Annotated in this window: 6 protein-coding genes; all 6 read right to left on the bottom strand. The window is 64.8% G+C overall.

All coding sequences use genetic code 11. The features are described 5' to 3' along the window. Positions 1-751: 751 nt before the first annotated feature. Complete coding sequence (locus tag J2Z30_RS25125; RefSeq protein WP_281062754.1) at positions 752-1234, bottom strand: ATP-binding protein; 483 nt, start codon at positions 1232-1234, stop codon at positions 752-754. A 774-nt stretch (positions 1235-2008) separates the two neighbouring features. Next, on the bottom strand, positions 2009-7681 hold the full coding sequence (gene mads8 / locus J2Z30_RS49860; RefSeq protein ID WP_044569973.1) for a methylation-associated defense system ATP-binding protein MAD8: 5673 nt from the start codon (positions 7679-7681) through the stop codon (positions 2009-2011). Further along, entirely contained in the window at positions 7678-9345 is a 1668-nt protein-coding gene (gene mads7 / locus J2Z30_RS25115) for a methylation-associated defense system protein MAD7 (protein WP_044569975.1), read from the bottom strand. The genes mads8 and mads7 overlap by 4 nt, the downstream gene beginning before the upstream one ends. After that, entirely contained in the window at positions 9336-13658 is a 4323-nt protein-coding gene (mads6, locus tag J2Z30_RS25110) for a methylation-associated defense system protein kinase MAD6 (protein ID WP_044569976.1), read from the bottom strand. The genes mads7 and mads6 overlap by 10 nt, the downstream gene beginning before the upstream one ends. Continuing rightward, positions 13658-15079 carry a methylation-associated defense system restriction endonuclease subunit S MAD5 gene (gene mads5, locus J2Z30_RS25105; RefSeq protein ID WP_044569977.1) on the bottom strand — a complete coding sequence of 474 codons (1422 nt, stop codon included), beginning with the start codon at positions 15077-15079 and terminating at the stop codon, positions 13658-13660. The genes mads6 and mads5 overlap by 1 nt, the downstream gene beginning before the upstream one ends. Further along, positions 15076-17217, bottom strand: coding sequence for a methylation-associated defense system DNA methyltransferase MAD2 (gene mads2, locus J2Z30_RS25100; RefSeq protein ID WP_078956640.1), 2142 nt, complete (start codon positions 17215-17217; stop codon positions 15076-15078). Before mads2 ends, mads5 begins: the two co-directional genes overlap by 4 nt. Positions 17218-17423: the final 206 nt, after the last annotated feature.

Raw genomic sequence — 17423 nt, 5'->3', positions numbered from 1 at the left:
CGATGGCCGTCTGTCTATCTGGGCCCTCACCCCGACGCCGAGGAAAACCCCCGGATCAGGCGGAACCCGGTACACCACTTCCAAAGACGCAACCCGGCGGCACGGACAGACACGGGAGCAGGTGCTCCGAGATCCGCGGGCGCGCTCCCCTGCATCGGGTGCACGACCGCGACCGGCGCAAGCCACGGGGCGCACCCGCGAGAGCACCGCTCCCGTCCATTCCCCGACCGCTCCCGCCGCCCAAACCTGGCGGCATCGGCCGCCAGGCGCAGCCGCCCAGGGCCCCCGCACGCGGCCCGCGCGACCACACGCACCCGCGGGCGCACAGCACCCCTCTCGCGCCCCAGGACCGCCCCGGAGGAGCACCCCGCCCCCAGGCGCGTGACGGGCTCCTGACCCGCACCTCACCAGCCCGTCACGGGTCCCGTGCAGAACCCACGCTGCGCATGAATCCCGCAAGGAGAAAGCGTCCAGCACAGCTCGACGGCCGGGCGAGGAGCAACATGCGTGTACCGCCCCTGCCCGGCCGCACTGACCAGGTAGATCGGAATGCTTTGCTGTACCGATATACAGTCGCCCCCGCTAGCAGTTGGCTCGTCTACGGCCTGGCCTGCGGTGATGCCCGCTCGGGGGCGTCGCATCCAAGGACGGCCCCGGACACGCCGACGGAAACGACGGGGGAAACGACAGGGGAACCGCCAGCGGGCCACGTCCGGTCAGCCCACTCGCCAACGCCCCAGCCGTGCACAAGTCATTCCCCGAACCAGTCCTCCCCAATGGCGGGCAGAGGCAAGGCGATCCAAGCTGCCTTCGTGCCCAGCAACCGGCGGAACCCCCAAGCGCCTCCGGTCAGTTCACGCACGATATGCAAGCCACGACCGCGCTCTGACAACAGTGCGCACAGCACCTCCAGACCGCCACCCCGATCTCCCTCCACCGGAGCAAACAGAGCACCCACCGCAAAAGGCGGGATCTCGGGAATCCTCGGATCGTGATCCACCACTTCGCAGATGACGTCCAATGCCGTGCGGCGCAGCCGCAGCTCATACGGCCCCACCGCGTGCTCAATGGCGTTCGCCACCAACTCCGATACGGCCAGCACGGCATCACTCACCGACTCGCCGTCATACCCCAGACCGCTCAGGGCATACCCCAAGACGGCCCGGACACGAGCCGGAGCCCCCAGCTCCCCACCACGCCAACGCCACAACACAACCGGGGCGCCGTCCGACATGCCCGACGGATTCATCGCTGCCCGCCCCGAGCCGAGTGACGCCCACGCCGGACACGGCGATGTCGCCCCGCACCGGGCCCTACGACCACCCAAACCCCGGGCAGCACAAGCGGCATGAGACAGGAACCGAGCAGAGCGGATGTAACCAGAACAGGCGCCGCCACAACGGCCTCCGGGGGTAGTCGCGACCAGAACGCGACCACCACACCGTCGACCTCGCCAAGAGCGGAAGCCACCTCTCGCAAGGATTTCCCACGCAACAACATGAAACTCAGTCTCGACGTCTTCACAATACCCATGCGGCCGACGGAGTAGTGTTGAACGGCTGACCACAATCCTCGCAATCCAAGAATGAGGAGCAAGACCGCACACACTCCCGGCATCGCAAATACACCGAATAGCGGGAAAGCGTGCGGAATCAATCCATAGCAACCAGCAGAGAACTCTCGCAATCACGCACAGGAAGAAGCGACAAGTAGGTCAGTCCGTAAGCCTTTCGGGTGCCCAAGAAATTCAAGACCACACATATGGGTCCACATAAGGATCAGCATCTGCATTGACGCAGATTCCGAGATCGAGGTCGACGGCTTCGGCTCAATCTTGAGGTAGACAAACTGCGTGATCTTCTGTCGTCGCACACACAAGCAAGGTTCCACAGCTGTGCGTTACGTTCAAAGCCCTCGCAGACCTCGCCGAGGAGCGACAGAACAGGAATGCCTCCACTCACAGCAAGCAGATGACCGACCACGAAAAACCAATAGTGACCCGAATTTATCAGTCAAGCCCCGAGGCCGATGCTTCTCCAGATGCCGTCTTGGTCGCGCCTCCGTGCTTGGTCACCCTAGGACGGCACCGGACACGTACCGCACCGTGAGTAAAAGCCAGATCTGTTGCCTTGCTCGCCCATACGTACGCTTCACCGGGCTGCAACTGGGACATCTGCTCGGACCGCAGCCCGGCGAAAGCAGTATTGGCCTTCTGGAGGTGCTTCAGCCATGCCGGCGATGTGAACTTGTGCAAGATTACGTGATCGGAGAGCTCGATCAAGGAGATCGGTACGGAAGGTGGGTCCTGGCTGGCGACAAGGACGCTCATCCCCTTGTGCCGCATTTCGCGGACGGTCTCGACCAGCCCGGCGACAAGGTCGGGGCTGTCGATGTACTTGTGCGCCTCGTCGAAGACGACCAGCTTGTTGAAGTGCTCGCCGTCGCTACGCGCCTCGGCAAAGAGCTGCATCAGGACGACAAAGAGGCCAAGCGCCTCGTCTTTCTCGATGAACTCGTCACGGAGATCGACGATGATCAGACGCCCAGGCACGATGAGGCTGGTGAGCCGTGCGTTGTCATCGATGTAGTCGCCAGCAAGGTTGAGTCGCTCCTGGGCGAGCTGCTTGACATGGTCCGGCATGCCCGAATCAGCCACGCCCTGCCGGATGACGTCAAGTTTCAGCTCGTTGCGGTGCGCTCGCATGATCCGCGTCAGCTGGCGGATGTAAGTGGACTGGTTACCCACGGCCCCCATGAGGAACCGCCAGTGGGAGGCCTGAAGCTCAGCCGAGGAGAAGGCCAGCGGCTGGATCGCGATGCCGGGGAATTCCCGCTGCCGCGCGGCGACTTGGCCGGATGGCGCGAGCAACAGGACGTCTCCGAGGGCGCGCGGCTCGGCCCCATAGCGCTCCTTGAGGACCTTCAGCTGAGCCTCGTCGTCGTTGGGACGCGCCATCGAGGTGAATTCTGGGGCGTAGTCCATCGTCTGGCTGTAGTGGAAGACCACGGTTGCCAGCGGATGCGGGAGCTCGTTGACCGGCGGTGATGGAAGAGAGGCCGCCTCGATGATGCTGCCAAGGGTGTAGCTCTTCCCGCCCCCTTGGACTCCGAACAAGCTGATCGTGTGAGTTTCGTTGAGGTCGAGCGCGACCTTTTGGCCAGCAATCTCACCTAGCACACCGTGCTGCGGCGACGGGTGGGCAACACCTAGAAATACTCGAGGGGCCGACGAAGCGGACGCTGAAGGAGTCAAGGGAGGATCGACGATGCGGGCGTCGTGAAAGTTCTGTGGGGCGAGCGCTGTGGCCGAGGGGGGAGTTAGATCAGCGTTACCGGGCAGGGGGAGATCTGGTGAATCATTGCGCACGTCACCCCGCTCTGGGACAAGCTCCGCTTCCATCGAGTCCGGTGCCGAGGGGGAAGGCGCGGAGTTCACTCGGCCCCGTTGCTCTGATGCTGTAGTGGGGGCAGAGGTAGGTGCCCGGCCCGTAGCTTCGTCCTGCTCAATGACGGCCGACTCCAGCACTGGAGCATCCTCACTGCCGCTTTCTTGCGGAGCCTCCGCAGCTTCCGGCGCACGGAATTCCGCGTCGGCCAGACGTGGCACCGATAGCTCTAGCAGCGCCAAGGTGGATGCCGTGGCCTCGCCATCTGGATCCGGGATTTCGCTGTCCTGATCCTCGACAGGGGTGTCCCTGAGCGCGGGTACTCCCGGCCGCACGGTGGGGATCGCATTGATCAGTTCGGTGATCAGGTCACTGCCGATCCGGTGGAACTCAACACCGTCGTCAAGTTCGCGGTCCGTACCACTGCGGGCGAGGTCGAAGATCAGGCCGCTGCGGGTGAAGCGAAGGGTATACCCGTTGTCGAGGCTGTCGAGCAGGGTGTGTGCTGCCGCGCGGGGTTCATGGCCCATTGTGCCGTGGCGGGCAGCCCGCTCCAGATAAAAGCGCAGCATGGAGGCCAGGACAAGATTCTTGACCGTGCGGTCGACACGGTCAGGAGTGGTACGTGCCGGGTCGAAGGACTCGGCAAGAACTGTTTCACTGCGCTCCAGCTGCTGGATGACCTTCGCTTTCAGCTTCTGGTAAGCGTCAATGTCATCAAGCGCCGTATAGCACTTGACCTCGACTAGACGGCAGGTGACAGTCCGCTTTCGGGCGTCGAGGTGGAAGAGAGCAAGGTCGCTGCGCTGGAAGGAGAAGACTTCGCCAAGCTTCCGGGCCTGGCGCCGCGCTTCGGCGTACAACTCGGGGTGCGCATCGAGGGGAACAACAATCTGGTTATGGAGGACGCTCTGGTAGTCCAGGTAGAGGCGAGCCAGGGACAGGCCAAGGACTTCCGTGCGCTGGTTGGGTGCAGTGGAGGCCAGCTTGAAGGCAAGGTTGCCGGACAGCAGGCGCAGCTGCTCAAAGAAGGTGTTGAGGTGGCGTTCCTCGACATCGAGTCCGTGTTGCTGCGCTGTTGGGCCGAGCAGAGCACGCAGTTCATCAACGGAGTTGGAGCTCACCATGATCTGGTGGCCGAGCCCGCCGTCGAGGGAGGGCGCATAGTCGATCACATATTCGGGCCTGCCGTGCTGCCCGGCATGGTCGAAGTACTCCAAACCAAGGGTTCGGTCGATGGTAACGACCCAGTCGCTGGCCTGATGTGCCTGATAGAGCAGGGCCCGGTCGGCGTTGTCGAGAGAAAGGACGGTACACGGGACGTTGCGCGGTGCCTGGCCCGCGGTGGCGACATTGGCGGCCGCGCTGGCGAGCAGCTCGGGCATCCTGCTCATGAGGGTGGCGAGATCTTCTGCGTCCTCAATGGGCAAGGCCGTGCCGTGACGCGGAACGGTGCGCCAGACGATCTGCTGGTCGTTGTCCTCGTAGGTGGAGGCTGTCGTTTGAACGAGCCCATGCACCGGCACGTTGCCGATGTCACAACGCACGACGGAGCTGTACTGTTCGCCGCCAAAGGCGTCGATCAGAACGGTCAGGTGGGCGTCGAACTCGGTAGGGCGCTCGTTGAACTCCTGCACGGAACGGACGGAATAGATGAGCTTCGCAGTCCGGGTGCCGCCCTCTGTGTGCAGGAAGGCTTCGGCTTCGGCGGAGGCGATCTGGTTCTGCGCGCTGAGCAGTTCCCCCAAGGCCGACCCGGCCTCTGGTGCCTCCGGGTCAGTCACGCACAGGCGAACGTCGTATGTGAGCTCGCGAGTAGAGGTGCGGCGCTGCAGATCGAGAAGCGCGTCGGCGATGGTCTCTCCGCGTCCTGCGTTGACAACGTTCACCACGAGCGTGCGGACATAGGGGTGGAGGTGGACGTACCGTTCTATGCGGTCGGCCAGCACGGTTCCGGACAGTGCGCTCGCGCCGTTCGCGGTACGCGAGCTTGTGGCAGGGAGGCGCAGTGCGGTGGAAAGGCGGCCGAGCATGCTGCGGGGGTCCGCGGTCTCGCTGGGTAGGTAGGCACCCCAGTACGGGGTGAGGTTGTCCGCAGCGGCCATGAGTCTGCCGTCCTGGCGGGGGACGGCGAACGGGAAACCCAGTGGCAACAGGGCTTCAAGGAGGGAATCCCGGGCCGCGATAATCCGGCGCTTGTCCGCGCCGCCGAGTCGCCCGATCCACTCCTGGCCCATGGCGGACCAGGTCGCCAGCCAGATCGCGCGCAGGGGGTGGGTGGGCGAGACGAGCAGGATGGTGTCTCGCTGCCCGAGACCGTCGGTAAGGGTGATTGCAGCGCAGTCGATCTGCTGAAGCCGCGCCAGTGTCACGAGGGCAGCGCCTCGGGTGTCGTCCGTGGCCCGCTCGGCCTGGAGCGATTGGGCTGCTACGAGCTCGGCATACGCCTCGGCGTAGCCGACCAGGTCTTCACGTACACGTTCGAAATCGACCGCCTCGCTCACCAAGAGGCCCCCGGCATCCGCCTCCCCCGCGGCCTCGTCGCCCTGACCGCCCACTGCGGTGAAGTAGGACTGCCGCGCAGCGAGGAAGGTGTCGTACGCCTCGGCGGCCCGCCCGCTCAGCGCGCTCTCCAAGCCTTCGTCTGCGCCGTTGAGCGACTCTGCCGTTCCGTTCGGGTTCAGCACCACGCGGCGCAGCGTGGTGTCACCGGGTCGCGCGAGGAGGTCCTGTTGAATCTGTACGAGCAATGGGGCGAGACGAATTTCGGCGCTGCCGACCGTCTGAATTCTGACGTTGAGGACGCGCTGCGGGCTGCGCGGGGTGATCGCCTTCCAGCGGATGTCAGTGACTGCGACACGAGACGGGTCGTCGTCAGTGGCCAGGGCTTCGAACTGTAGGGACCGCAATGCCTGGACAACCCCGTCATAGCGTCCAGCGCTCCGCTCAGGCGGTTCTTCCGTCTCCGCATCGGGGATGACGTAGAAGCGTTCGCTCTCACCGCCGGGTTGCTCATGGGCAGCGGGTGCGACTTCGAGCGCATCATCCGATCTGTCGAGCGGGGTGACGCGTACGTAGTGCCACCCCTCCTCCCAGTCGATCTTGTTCAAACGGCGTAGCGGAGCCTTGTACTCGGTCTTGGCCGCCTTTCCCTTGCCGACGTGGGCGATCCGTCCGATCGGTCCGCCATTCTCGGAGACGATCTCCACCCGGAAGCGTTCGAGCCCTTCCACCTTCCGGGGATCCGGCTGGACGGCGAACCGTGCCGTCACCTCGCGTACGCCCTTCTCTCCAGCGAGCAGGTAGGGCTGTCCCACCATGGCTTGGAGTGCCGGATGGGCGCCCAGCTCTTCGGGTTTATCTCCGGCAGCGGGCAGTCCGAGCCCGCGCACCTCGATGGACACGGTCGCACGCCTTCGCTCGTCGATGTGCCAGTTACCGAAGGACAGCCCCCAGTTCTCCCGGTCGACGACGATACGGCGGGTCCAGACCACCGGGTCTTCCAGTCCGCAGCGGGCGGCAAAGCCGGCGAGCCGGGTGGCGAGATCCGCGTCGTTGAGGCCGAGATCCAGGACTCGTTGGCGTTCCGACCGGGTCGACCCGCTCAGCTTGTCGACCAGCCTCCGGTTCCGCTCGACGCGTTCCCTGACGAGGGTGGGATCGGCGAACAGATCGAAGTCGGGCACAAGCCCGAAGTGGAAGACAGCGGCACCGGCGACCTGCTCGCGGTACGCGTTGGTCTGAAGCGTCAGCAAATACATTGCGACATCGCGGTCACTCATACGACGGTCCGAGCGGTCCCGGAGAGTGGCGAGCAGCTCGTCCACGCCTTGACGCAGTCGGTCCGGCACCTGGTCGAGAAGGTGCTCTGCCAACTGTGCGTACGCACCGTCCAGCGACACTTCCTCGAACGTCGCAATGCCGAAGGAGTCTTCGGCGCTCACACGCATCCCTGGCGGCACGAAGACCAGCAACGGGCCCGGAAGGGCGCCTTCGCCCTCCGTGCGGTTACGGAGCTCGACCAGCTTGGTGCTGGTGACAGTGACGTCGTGAGTCGGCTGGTCCGGGACCAGGTTGTCGGCTGTACCGAGGACACAGACCGTGGCGTCGGGACCGAGCGCTCCACGGAGCCGGCGCACCAGCGGTGCCGCCAGTTCGGCCTCCACTTCGGTGACTCGCATGCAGTGCCCGGCGGTCCGTTGACCAACCAGCTTGGCCAGCCGGGGTACAAGGACGCCTTCGAGGGCCTCGCGGAGGTCCTTGGGGGTGATCTCTGCCAGTCCGGTTGCACTCATCGTGTCGTCACTCCCGTCTTCGCCGCAGTGCCGATGGCATACCGGGGGGTGATGGTCTGCGTCAGATAGGCGTCGGACATGTCCTGGTAGTAGCCGATCTCGCGGAGCCGGTTGAGGAATGCCGCCGAGTTGGCGCGCAGTGCTGCCTGGTCGTCGAGGTGTGCGCCTGAGAAGCCGTCGGAATGGGGCAGCTGGTCGATGTAAAGGCCGTAGCGATCCCGTAGGAGGGCGAGGAACTCGTCCACTCGCATCGGCGAGGTCTTCAGATCACCGGACGAGTCGTTGGCTTCCCGCAGAAGCGACACCTGGAGGAGCACCTCCAGGAGCCGCGCGTCCAGTACGAAACGGCGGGCGGAGTTGTCGCCACCGCTGCGGCCGCCGCGCGGCTGTGCCAGCAGCGCCCCAGGCCGGTGCTTGAGCAGCATCGAGTCGAGGCACTCGACAAAGTAGCTCCGGTAATAGCGCCCCTTGTAGTGCATGAGCATCTCGATGTATTCGTCGAAGGGGTCAAGGCCCAGCTGGGTGATCTGCTTCAGCTCTGCTGGGGTGTCCTCCTCTTCGTCGCGCACCCGATTGGTCCGCTGGAGGAAGAAGGCGTCGCGATCCTTGCGGTACGACTTGTTCAGCAGCCGCAGGGCTTCTTCCGCAGTGAAGTAGTTCCTCCCATGTGGGCGGCTGAGTTTGTCAGTCTTGACCGCGAGGTGCTCGGCAAAGTCATCGAGCTTCTTCACCTGGTAGGTCGCCTGGATGAAGCGGGGAATCCGCCGGTACCAGACCTCCGCGCTGCGTTCGGCCAGCAAGGCGGCCGGGGTGGCCGGAGTTCCATCGACGTCGAGGAAGAGCCGCGCCCTGTACGGGCATCGGTCAGCCGCATCTTTCCCCACGTGTCCCTTGCGGCAAGACGCAGGGGCCGCCCCCGCCTCGACGACGGCTGGCAGCAGCTTCATCATGCGCAGGTGGTAGAGGGACAGGTGGAAGGCGAAAAGGACCTTCAGGTAGTCCACGAGCACAGTGCGAGGCATATGGTCCTGGTGGTAAAGCAGCCGCATGACGTCCTCGCACAGCTGCCGCGCGGGCTCTGCACACAGCGGCGGGTAAGGAGTGCGGGGCCTGCTGGTGTCTGCCCGGTCCTGCATTTGGTTTCCGGCTTGCTCGACCAAGTGGAGCAGGGCCTGCGTCTCCACATCGGTACCCGGGCCGGGTGTGATCGCCCCGGTGGCGCGTTCCACGTCGGAGAAGAAGAACTCGCGGAGCCCGTCCAAGGCACCTTGGTTCTCGGCGAGCATTTCGTAAAGCTGCTCGTCAGCCCCGTACGGGCGGGACTTTCGGCTGTTACGGAAGCGGTAGGTGAATCCGTGCAGGGGCCTGGGGCTTGCCACCGCTTCGGTAGCCTTGCCCCGGTTGACCAGGTCCAGGAGATGGGTGGTCGTCCAGCGGGTGGTGGTCTCCCGGTCGAAGCCGTCGAACACCTCGGGATGCTGCAGGAACAGTTTGACGAACACGTCGACCTCAAGGGTCTTGGCCCGGCTGATCTTGCTGGGCATGCCCTGATGCCACAGCCGGGCCAGAAGCGCAGTGAGGACACGGTCCATGTCCAGCGCCTTGTAGTCGATCCGGCTGATGCCTGGGTGGTGGAAGGTGCCCAGGGATCCGGTCAGCGCCACGTCGTCGTCTCCTCCACCCGGTTGACACCGTCGACAAGCCGGTCCTCGTCGCCACTCGGCTGCTGTGCCGTCAGTACTTCCATGTGCAGTACGGAGTCCTCAGTACGGTGGATGCGACGCAGATCGTGTCCGTCCGTGGTGAGGAGCACCTCCTGGTACGGGACAGCGGCCAGCCGATTCTTGAACACGGCGAGCGCGAGCTGCTGTCCCTGGAGGTCCGCAACCGATGGCCGGTAGCCCCGCTCGAACCGCTGCAGCAGCTCGAACAGGTCAAGCCGGATGTCCAGCTCGGCCGTCCCTCCCTGGCTGCCGACCGGGTCCCGGTAGCTGAGACGCAATGAGGTGCGCCCGGATTCGATATATGCCGCGTCCGGGGCTTCTCCGGGTTCGAGGCGGAACCCCGTAGCGGGGAAGCGGCGGAAGCTGCGGATGGTTCCGCCCGACACATCGCGCACCTTCAACGCGAGGGCATCTCCGATCCGCTCAGGAACGACCAGTCCTTCCCCGCGGTTGAGCGCGCGCAGGATGCCATCCCGCTCCTTGGTGAGGGAAGTCCGCGTCGAGAGCAGCTCCATGAAACGCAGCACTGAGGGGAAGGGCAGCATCTGCCCTGCACGGTCCTCGTCGTGGATCTCGAAATAGAGCAGGCGACGGGCCGCGTCCACGTATCGACGGTGCGCCGCCGCCCTGGGGGCGCGGGCAGCGACCGACCGGCCCAGTTGCTGGAACTGCTGGCCCAGCAGCGTGCGGTCCCGGGCGCTGCGGCCGTCGACCGTGACCAGTGCACGGTCATCGAGAAGGCCCGCATAGTCGAGCCGCCGGTCGAGCTGTGGCTGGGGACCCGACGCCACGTCGGCCTCGCGTAGAAGGGACAGCAGCCGGTCCCGTTCCCGCGGAGTCCCATCGGCTGCAGGCGGGTTGCCCAGGTGTGCGGAGAAGTAGTAGCTGTCCAGGATCTCCCGCGCGTTGCCAGTCGCGTACAACTGATGGATCTCGGCGCAGTCTCGGCCCGAGGTGAGGGTAAAGGCAAGTGCCGATCTCAGGTCGCGGAGGGTGATGTGGAGCCTGCCACGCAACTGGGTCAGTTCATAGATCCGCCGCAGCCGTCGCTTGACCTGCGGGCCAGCCGCGGGGTGTTGGAAGGTCTGGGCGTTGTGCCGGGCATAGCAGGTGGCGGCGAGGTCGCAGCTCTCGCAATCCTCCCAAAACCGTTCGTGCGTCATCCGGCTGAGCATGCGCTCCAGCAGCGACTCCCCGTCCTGGGGCGTCCCATCGGCGCCGACGGGACGTGCGGCCACGTCACGCGCGTTGAGGTTGACCACCGCGGCGACCTGCCCGGTGGGCCGACCGGCCAAGCCCAGGTTGACGAGCTTGGCAAGGTGCTGGAAGCGGTCATGGTGATGGCTGAGGAAGTCGATCAGACGCCCCTCATTGATCGCGATCAGCCGGGTCTCGTTCTGGGTCGGCCACGTCGACTCGTCAGCACCGGTGAACGGCGCAAAGAACTCCTCCAAGACCTCGTCGCCGCTTGTCTCGCCCTCGTCCTGGCTACCGTCGTGATTGGTGCGGAAGCAGTGACCCTCCAAGGTGAAGTCGCTACCGTTGGGCCGCTGCGGGCCGAACTCGGCGCCGAGTTCGCGGGCCTGCCTTTCGAAGCTTTCCAGGAAGGCGGTCTTGCCGTCGCCCGCGTTGCCGGTGACTACGACGAGCGCGTGCCGACCTTCGCGAAGCGCCGGTGCAAGCTCACGGTCAAGGGCCGTCTCGATGTATACCGACATGCTGTGCGGGTCGAGTCCACGAGTGCCGCGGTTGCTGCGACGGCTCTGGCTGTACAGCGTCTGGAGGTGTGTGACAAAGGAGTTGTTATTGGGCTCACGTTGTGCTGATACGTCACCGTCGGTGGTGGCAGGTGGAGCGGGCGGCAGTTCAGCGCGCGCAGGGAGTGGCAGGGGCACGGGCTCGACGCGCGCGGATTCCAGGGCTTCCAGAGCGCGAAGCAGCTCTTCAGCCGTGGTGAAACGCTCACCGCGGTAGGGGGAGATGGTCCGCAGCATGACCTCGGCAAAGCCCGGCGAGAGATCCCCGAAGCCGCTGTACGCAGTGCGCGGATCAATCGGGCGTACTCCGGGCAACGGCCGCTTGCCGTCTCCCCACGGGTGCTGCCCGCCGGTCAGCGCCTCGTATACGGTAACTCCGAGCCCGAACAGATCCCGGTCGGTGTACCCACCTCCATCGGCGGGAACCTGATCCAGGTCAGGTGGGGTGTATTGGGGACTGGTGTAGGTGTGCCCTTCGGAGGAATCCGAAGTCTTGGCAATCCCGAAGTCGATCAGCTTGACGCCGTCGTCGGTCCACAGCAGGTTGCTCGGCTTGATGTCACAGTGCCACACCCCGAGCTCGTGGATGTGCTGCAGTCCGCGGGCCGTGTCGATCGCGAGCCGCAACACGTCCGCCGCGCCCATGCGCCCGCCGCGGATCACCTCTGCGACGTCCTTGCCGTCGATGAACTCGAAGACCAGGTACGGATACTCGTCTGGAGGCATGAGCCGATCCGCGTCCACCATCGACACCACGTTGCGGTGCGGTGCGTGCTGGAGCCGCTGCAGGACATCGGCCTCACGGCGCAGTCGTTCGAGGATCGAGTTCCGGTCCCGCAGGACCAGCTTCACCGCCCGATCGACGCTCCTTATCGTGTCGTACACCCGGTAGGCCACGCCGAACGATCCGGGGCGGCCCAGCCGGTGTCGCACCAGGTACTTCGTGCCGAGCTGGAAGTCTGCGGGCAGTTCCCGGTAGAACTCGGGGCCGCGTGAACCGTCCTGCTCGGCGGAAACGGGCCGGTCCCCCGTGGTGGCCACTGCTGCGGAGGAGCCGATGCGCTTGGACGGGACGTTCCGTGAGCCCAAGACGAGGTCGAGCCGCCGCAGTGCCTCAAGGGCGGTGGGCCGCTCGGCCGGATCTGTCGCGCACAGCTTCTGGAGCCAGTGGGCCAGCTCGACCCGCACCCCGGCGGCCTCCAGGCCACTGGCCGGCAGTCGACCGGCCGCGCCTGCCTGTTCGGTGGCCGAGGTGAAGGGCAGCTCGCCGGTGAGTAACTGGTAACCGATGACACCGACCGCGTAGACGTCCGACCTCATCCCCATCGCCGACGGGTCCGCATGGCACTCGGGCGCCAGATAGGCTCTGTCTGCTATCTGGTGCGCCTCCCGCATCACGGTGTGGGTTCGGCGCTGCGCGGTCTTCGCGTATTCGAAGCCGGTCAGCATCGCTCGGCCGTTCTGCGCGATCAGGATCGTCGATGGGTTCAGTTCCCGGTGCGCGATACGACGGCTGTGGGCATGAGCGAGGCCCATCAGGACATGCCGCACGATCCGCAACTTCGCATCGGTGGTCAGCGGATCGCCAACCCCCGACAGGTGCAACTGCAGCGCGTGGCCGGGTACGTCATCGAACACGGTGACGAAGACGTCTTTGTCCTCGTCTGCGAAGAAGTCTCGTACTCCGACGATGTTCGGGTGCGAGGGCAGTTTGCCGAGCGCCTCGTAGGCGATGCCGATCCGCTTCTGCTGCAGCAGCCGCTCTGCCTCGGGAGCGTACGGGTCGGCCTTGCGGACGGAGAGCCGGACCGTTCCCGAGCCCTGCACAGCCAGCGCGTTCTTCGCCCGATACTCGCTGTGGATGTCGTCGCCTTCGTCGGGCGCCGTTTCGCTGAGCCGCTCGATGACTTCCCAACTGCCGAAACGCAGCGGCCCGGACGGCGGTCGGGACGAACCCTGGACGGTACGCACGATCAGCTCGCGGTGCGTCGAAATGTCCGTATCGAACCGCCCGGAGGCTGTGGGCACACGGCTCACGTCGGCGAGCCGCCCGATCAGGTCGGGCAGGGTGACGGTGTCTCTCGCATCCTGTTGTCGCGGCGTACGGTCGTCGAGTACGGCATCCGGCGCGGGCAGCACGACGAGCGCGTCGGTGTAGAGCCGGGCCAAAGGCCGATGCGCCGTCTCCAAGATGGTCTTGAGCTGTTTGGCGTGCCCTCGCAGCTTCGGTAGCGGACTGCGAAACGGGGCTCGTCTCGCGGGATGCCACCGATTTCCGTCGACCTCGATACGGCCGCGCGTGCCCTTGACGTCGATGACGTACACGGCATGCCCGGTGACCACGACCAGGTCGACCTCGAACAGCTGGTTCCGATAAGGGATTTCGATGGAGTGCAGGACCGTCCAGTCGTCAGGGGCGTGATCACGCAGATGTGCGATCACCCTCCGCTCGGCATCGTTGACGGCCTCCCCAACAGCAACGATCCTTGCACCCATCAGCCAGCGGCCTCCTTGATGGCAGTTGTGAGCAGCCCGAGCGCCTTATCCTCCAGGATGTCGGCGCGGTCGCGGCATTGGTAGGCGTAGCGGACGGTGGCGGCGATACGGGCGCGGTCGGCGGGGGACGCGAGCGGGATCGGTAGCTGTCGCAGGAGGGATGGGAGAACACTTTGAGGCCCTGTACCTGCCAACATGCTCCTCACGAGGCGGTACGCCACTTCAGAACGAAAGAAAGCGAATAGGTAGGCCCCTGAAACATCACTTTCACCGGACACAATACGCAAGAAATGCTCCGTATATGCATAATTGAGCCAGCTTCCCGTGACAAAAATTGACCGCCCGAACAATCCGTTTTCGCTGATCAACCCCTGAGCAGTAACCATGATCGTCTCGTCTGTTGCGAAAATTCCCGGGTCCCCTGGATCTTTGACCCACCGGCCCTCCGGACGATTCCAGAAGGCTTGACGCTGACCGATGAGGCGAACGCCGTTCCCTTCCTTTGTTTCGACTCGCACAGTCCGCAGCCCTCTGCCTAGTTTTCCAGAATCACAAATTTCCCCTAGCATTCGGTGTGGAACTTCCGCAAAAGCGCTTTTGATCTCGCGTGCACGCCGACCGTAATTACTGGCTCTCAAACTCACAGGACTCACATTCTCCACTGCGAACCCGAGGTCCCGTTCCTTCTGGTGCCATCGGCTCTCGTTCAGATCGGAAAGCCCGTTGGAGTCGAAGAAGTCCTTCGTCGCGGCCACGAGCTCCGCCTGGTGCCGCGCACGCAGCTTCGCACTCCGCTCCACCAGCCGATGGACCCGCTCCTCAAGGCGTGCATCAAACCGAGGCACGGGAAGACCCGCGATGTGGTGCGGCTCGATGTGCTTCACGGCTGACCCGTAGACCGATCCGCGGACGAGTGACTCCCCGAACTGGCTGAGCAAGAAGGCATACAGATACCCGGACTTGATCTTCTCCGGGTCAGGTTCCACCTTGAGGATGTCCTCCGAAGCCCAGCAGTCGCCCATGTCAGGACGGGCATATGCTCTCCTGCCGGCGTTGAACCCCGAGCGCGAGATCAAGGTCATCCCGGGCTTGACCTGAAGGTAGGACAGGGTCGCCGACGTGGCGTCGGACTTCCGCAGCCGCGGCAGCCCCGTGAGGTCGGCCGTCATCATGTCTTTCGTCCCGAGGAACGGCACACTGTGCTCGGGGTCCGTGAGATAGACCCGACGGAACATGGGCCCGCTGAAGATGCCCCCGTTGTGCCCGGTGGTCAGACTCGCCAGCGGCACCGTGTTCGGCAGGCGCTCGAGCATCTTCTTCGCTTCCAGCGAGCCCGAGATGTACGGCGATGCGTCGAGCCGGAGCCCCTGGTCCGCGAGCCAGTCGGACATCACCGGGTTGGAAAGGCTGGCGACCTTCACGCTCCGACCTCCGCGCCCTTGCGAAGGTCCGCGCCAGGAACCGGATGTTTGACCCGGAACTCCCGGTATTTGTCCGCGATCACCGGCAGGTCGTTGTCGATGACCGGCTGGCTACGCTTCAGCGGCCGGGTCACCTCCTTACCCCGAATACGGAGCCGCTCCATGTCGACCTTCGTCTCCACCACGATGTCCCCGTCGGGCTCACGCTTGAAGAGCTCGTTCCCCCGGCGGTCGAAGCCAACCTTTTCGGCGACCGCCATGAAGACCGGGTACGGCTTCTCCGTCCCCATCCGGTGGTTGCGCACCTCCTGGTCAGTTTTCCGCTTCAGGAAGAGGAGCGTGGTGAGGATGTTGACGTTCGCGTCGACAACAAAGGTCTCCACCGGCAATTCGATGCTCGCAAGTACCCAGCAGTGTTCCAGGATGTACCGGCGGATCGCCTCGTCCGTCGGCCCCGGATTCGACAGGATGCCATTGGGCAGAACAATGCCGATACGGCCGCCGGGCTTGACCCACTCGATGGCCCGCTGGATGAACAACTGCTCTGGAGCCATGCTCCCCGGAGTAGTGGTCCCGCTGGCCTCGACCTCGCCGGTCTCCCTGTTCCGCCCCCACGACTTGGCGATGCCGTCGCGGAACGAGCCAAGAACCGACTCATCGCTAACGGGGATGTCGGCACCAAACGGCGGGTTGGTCAGGAGCACGTCCACGGTCTTGCCGAGCGGGATCTTCTTCTTTGCCGGCTCGACGCCCGAGAGGTGCCCGCGCGGAAATGCGAGGGAGTCCATGTGGAAGACGTTTCCCGTGGTCTGCGCGAGCGTCATGATCGCCATGGTTGTCGCGCGCACCAAGAACGGATCGAAGTCCGCACCGATCAAGTGCTTCTCCGCGTACGCCTTCAGCTTGTCGCCGTACCGCTCCCGCTCCTCATCAGTGTCAGGAAAACCGGGGGTGCCAGCCTCCTTTTTCCATTTCTGGTGCAGGTGCTTGAGCGTGGCCTGGAGGAAGCCACCGGTGCCGCAGGTCGGGTCGAGGACGGTCTCGTCCTCCTGGGGGTCGAGGATCTCCACCATCAGGTTGACCGCGCCGCGCGGGGTGAAGTACTGCCCTCGATCGCCTCGCAGATTGGTGCCCACGAGTTCCTGGTAGGCGATGCCCTTGGCGTCGACGTCCGTGCCACTCAGGTCGTACGGGGCGAGCTCACTGACGATGAAGGCGAGCGCCCGGTCGGAGAGGGTGATCTCGTCAGTGGGCTTGAAGACACCCTTGTACTCGCGCTTGACGTCCTCGAAGAGGGCCTTGACGCGCGTACTGATGGCAGCCCGTCCGTCCTCCTTGAACATCTCCTTGAGGCCCGTCCGGAACCGGCCATGCCCGGTACCTCGGCTGACTCGCTCGTCATACATTTTGGCGAACAGCAGATAGAGGAACTGCCAGAAGGCGGCGTCCTTCGGCATGCCCTCGTTGCCGTGGATGTAGTTGTGGCAGCGCTGGAAGGCGATCTTGAGCATTTCCGGATCCGCCTGGCGCAACCGCTGATGCGAAGCGACAGTCCGACTGCCGATGGTCCCGTCGGCGATCTCCCAGTCACTGCGGTCCTCGAAGTCCGCACCGAAGTCGCCGACCACCTTCTTGAGGAAGAAGAAGTCGACCCCGTCCGTCCACATGCCGTCCGCGCACAGCGGACGGTCCTCGTTGCCCATCAACTCCTGAAGCTCTTCCAGGTCTTTCCTCGCCTGGTCGGGCTCGCGGAGCTTGACGACGTTCTTTCCACGCTTGGGCTCAGGCTTGCAGATCACCACGCGGCGCAGGTTCGCCGTGGTGTGCGGGGCGCCAGACTCGAAGACCGCGATGTCGGCCTTCCTGCTCCGTTTCCGCTTGGCACCTTCTTCGCTGACCGTGACCGAGAAGTCACGCTGCATGTCATGAGGATCGATCCCGTGCTCGTGGACGAGCGCGCGGGCGATGCGCTGGCGGACCTTCTCCTTCGGGGTCTCCTTGATCGCCTTCCCGGTGATGTAGTCAACGACCTGGCCCTCTTCCAGGGCAGTGACCTGGGGCTGGGTGTCCTCCGCCGCCGGATCGGCACCATCCCCGGGCTGCCGCGGGATGTCCAGGTCCAAGGTCAGTTCCTTCATCAGCGTGCTGCTTCTTCCCTATGCTCGGTGGTGCGGGCAGGGCTTCCGGGACGTGGCCGCTTCGCGTCCATCACGCCCGTAACCTGCGATTCTACGGCCGCAGCGGCATCATCTACGGCGCTTTCGCCAGGGACGCAGGCGCGCTCCCATACGGTGCGGCGCGAGCCTACAGCGGACCACCGACAATCCCGGTTTGTCCCGGACAG

Source organism: Streptomyces iranensis (assembly GCF_017874715.1).
In the GTDB taxonomy this organism is placed as follows: Bacteria; Actinomycetota; Actinomycetes; order Streptomycetales; family Streptomycetaceae; genus Streptomyces; species Streptomyces iranensis.
The sequence above is the reverse complement of the archived record's forward strand: the minus strand, read 5'-3'. Positions and strand labels throughout refer to the sequence as shown.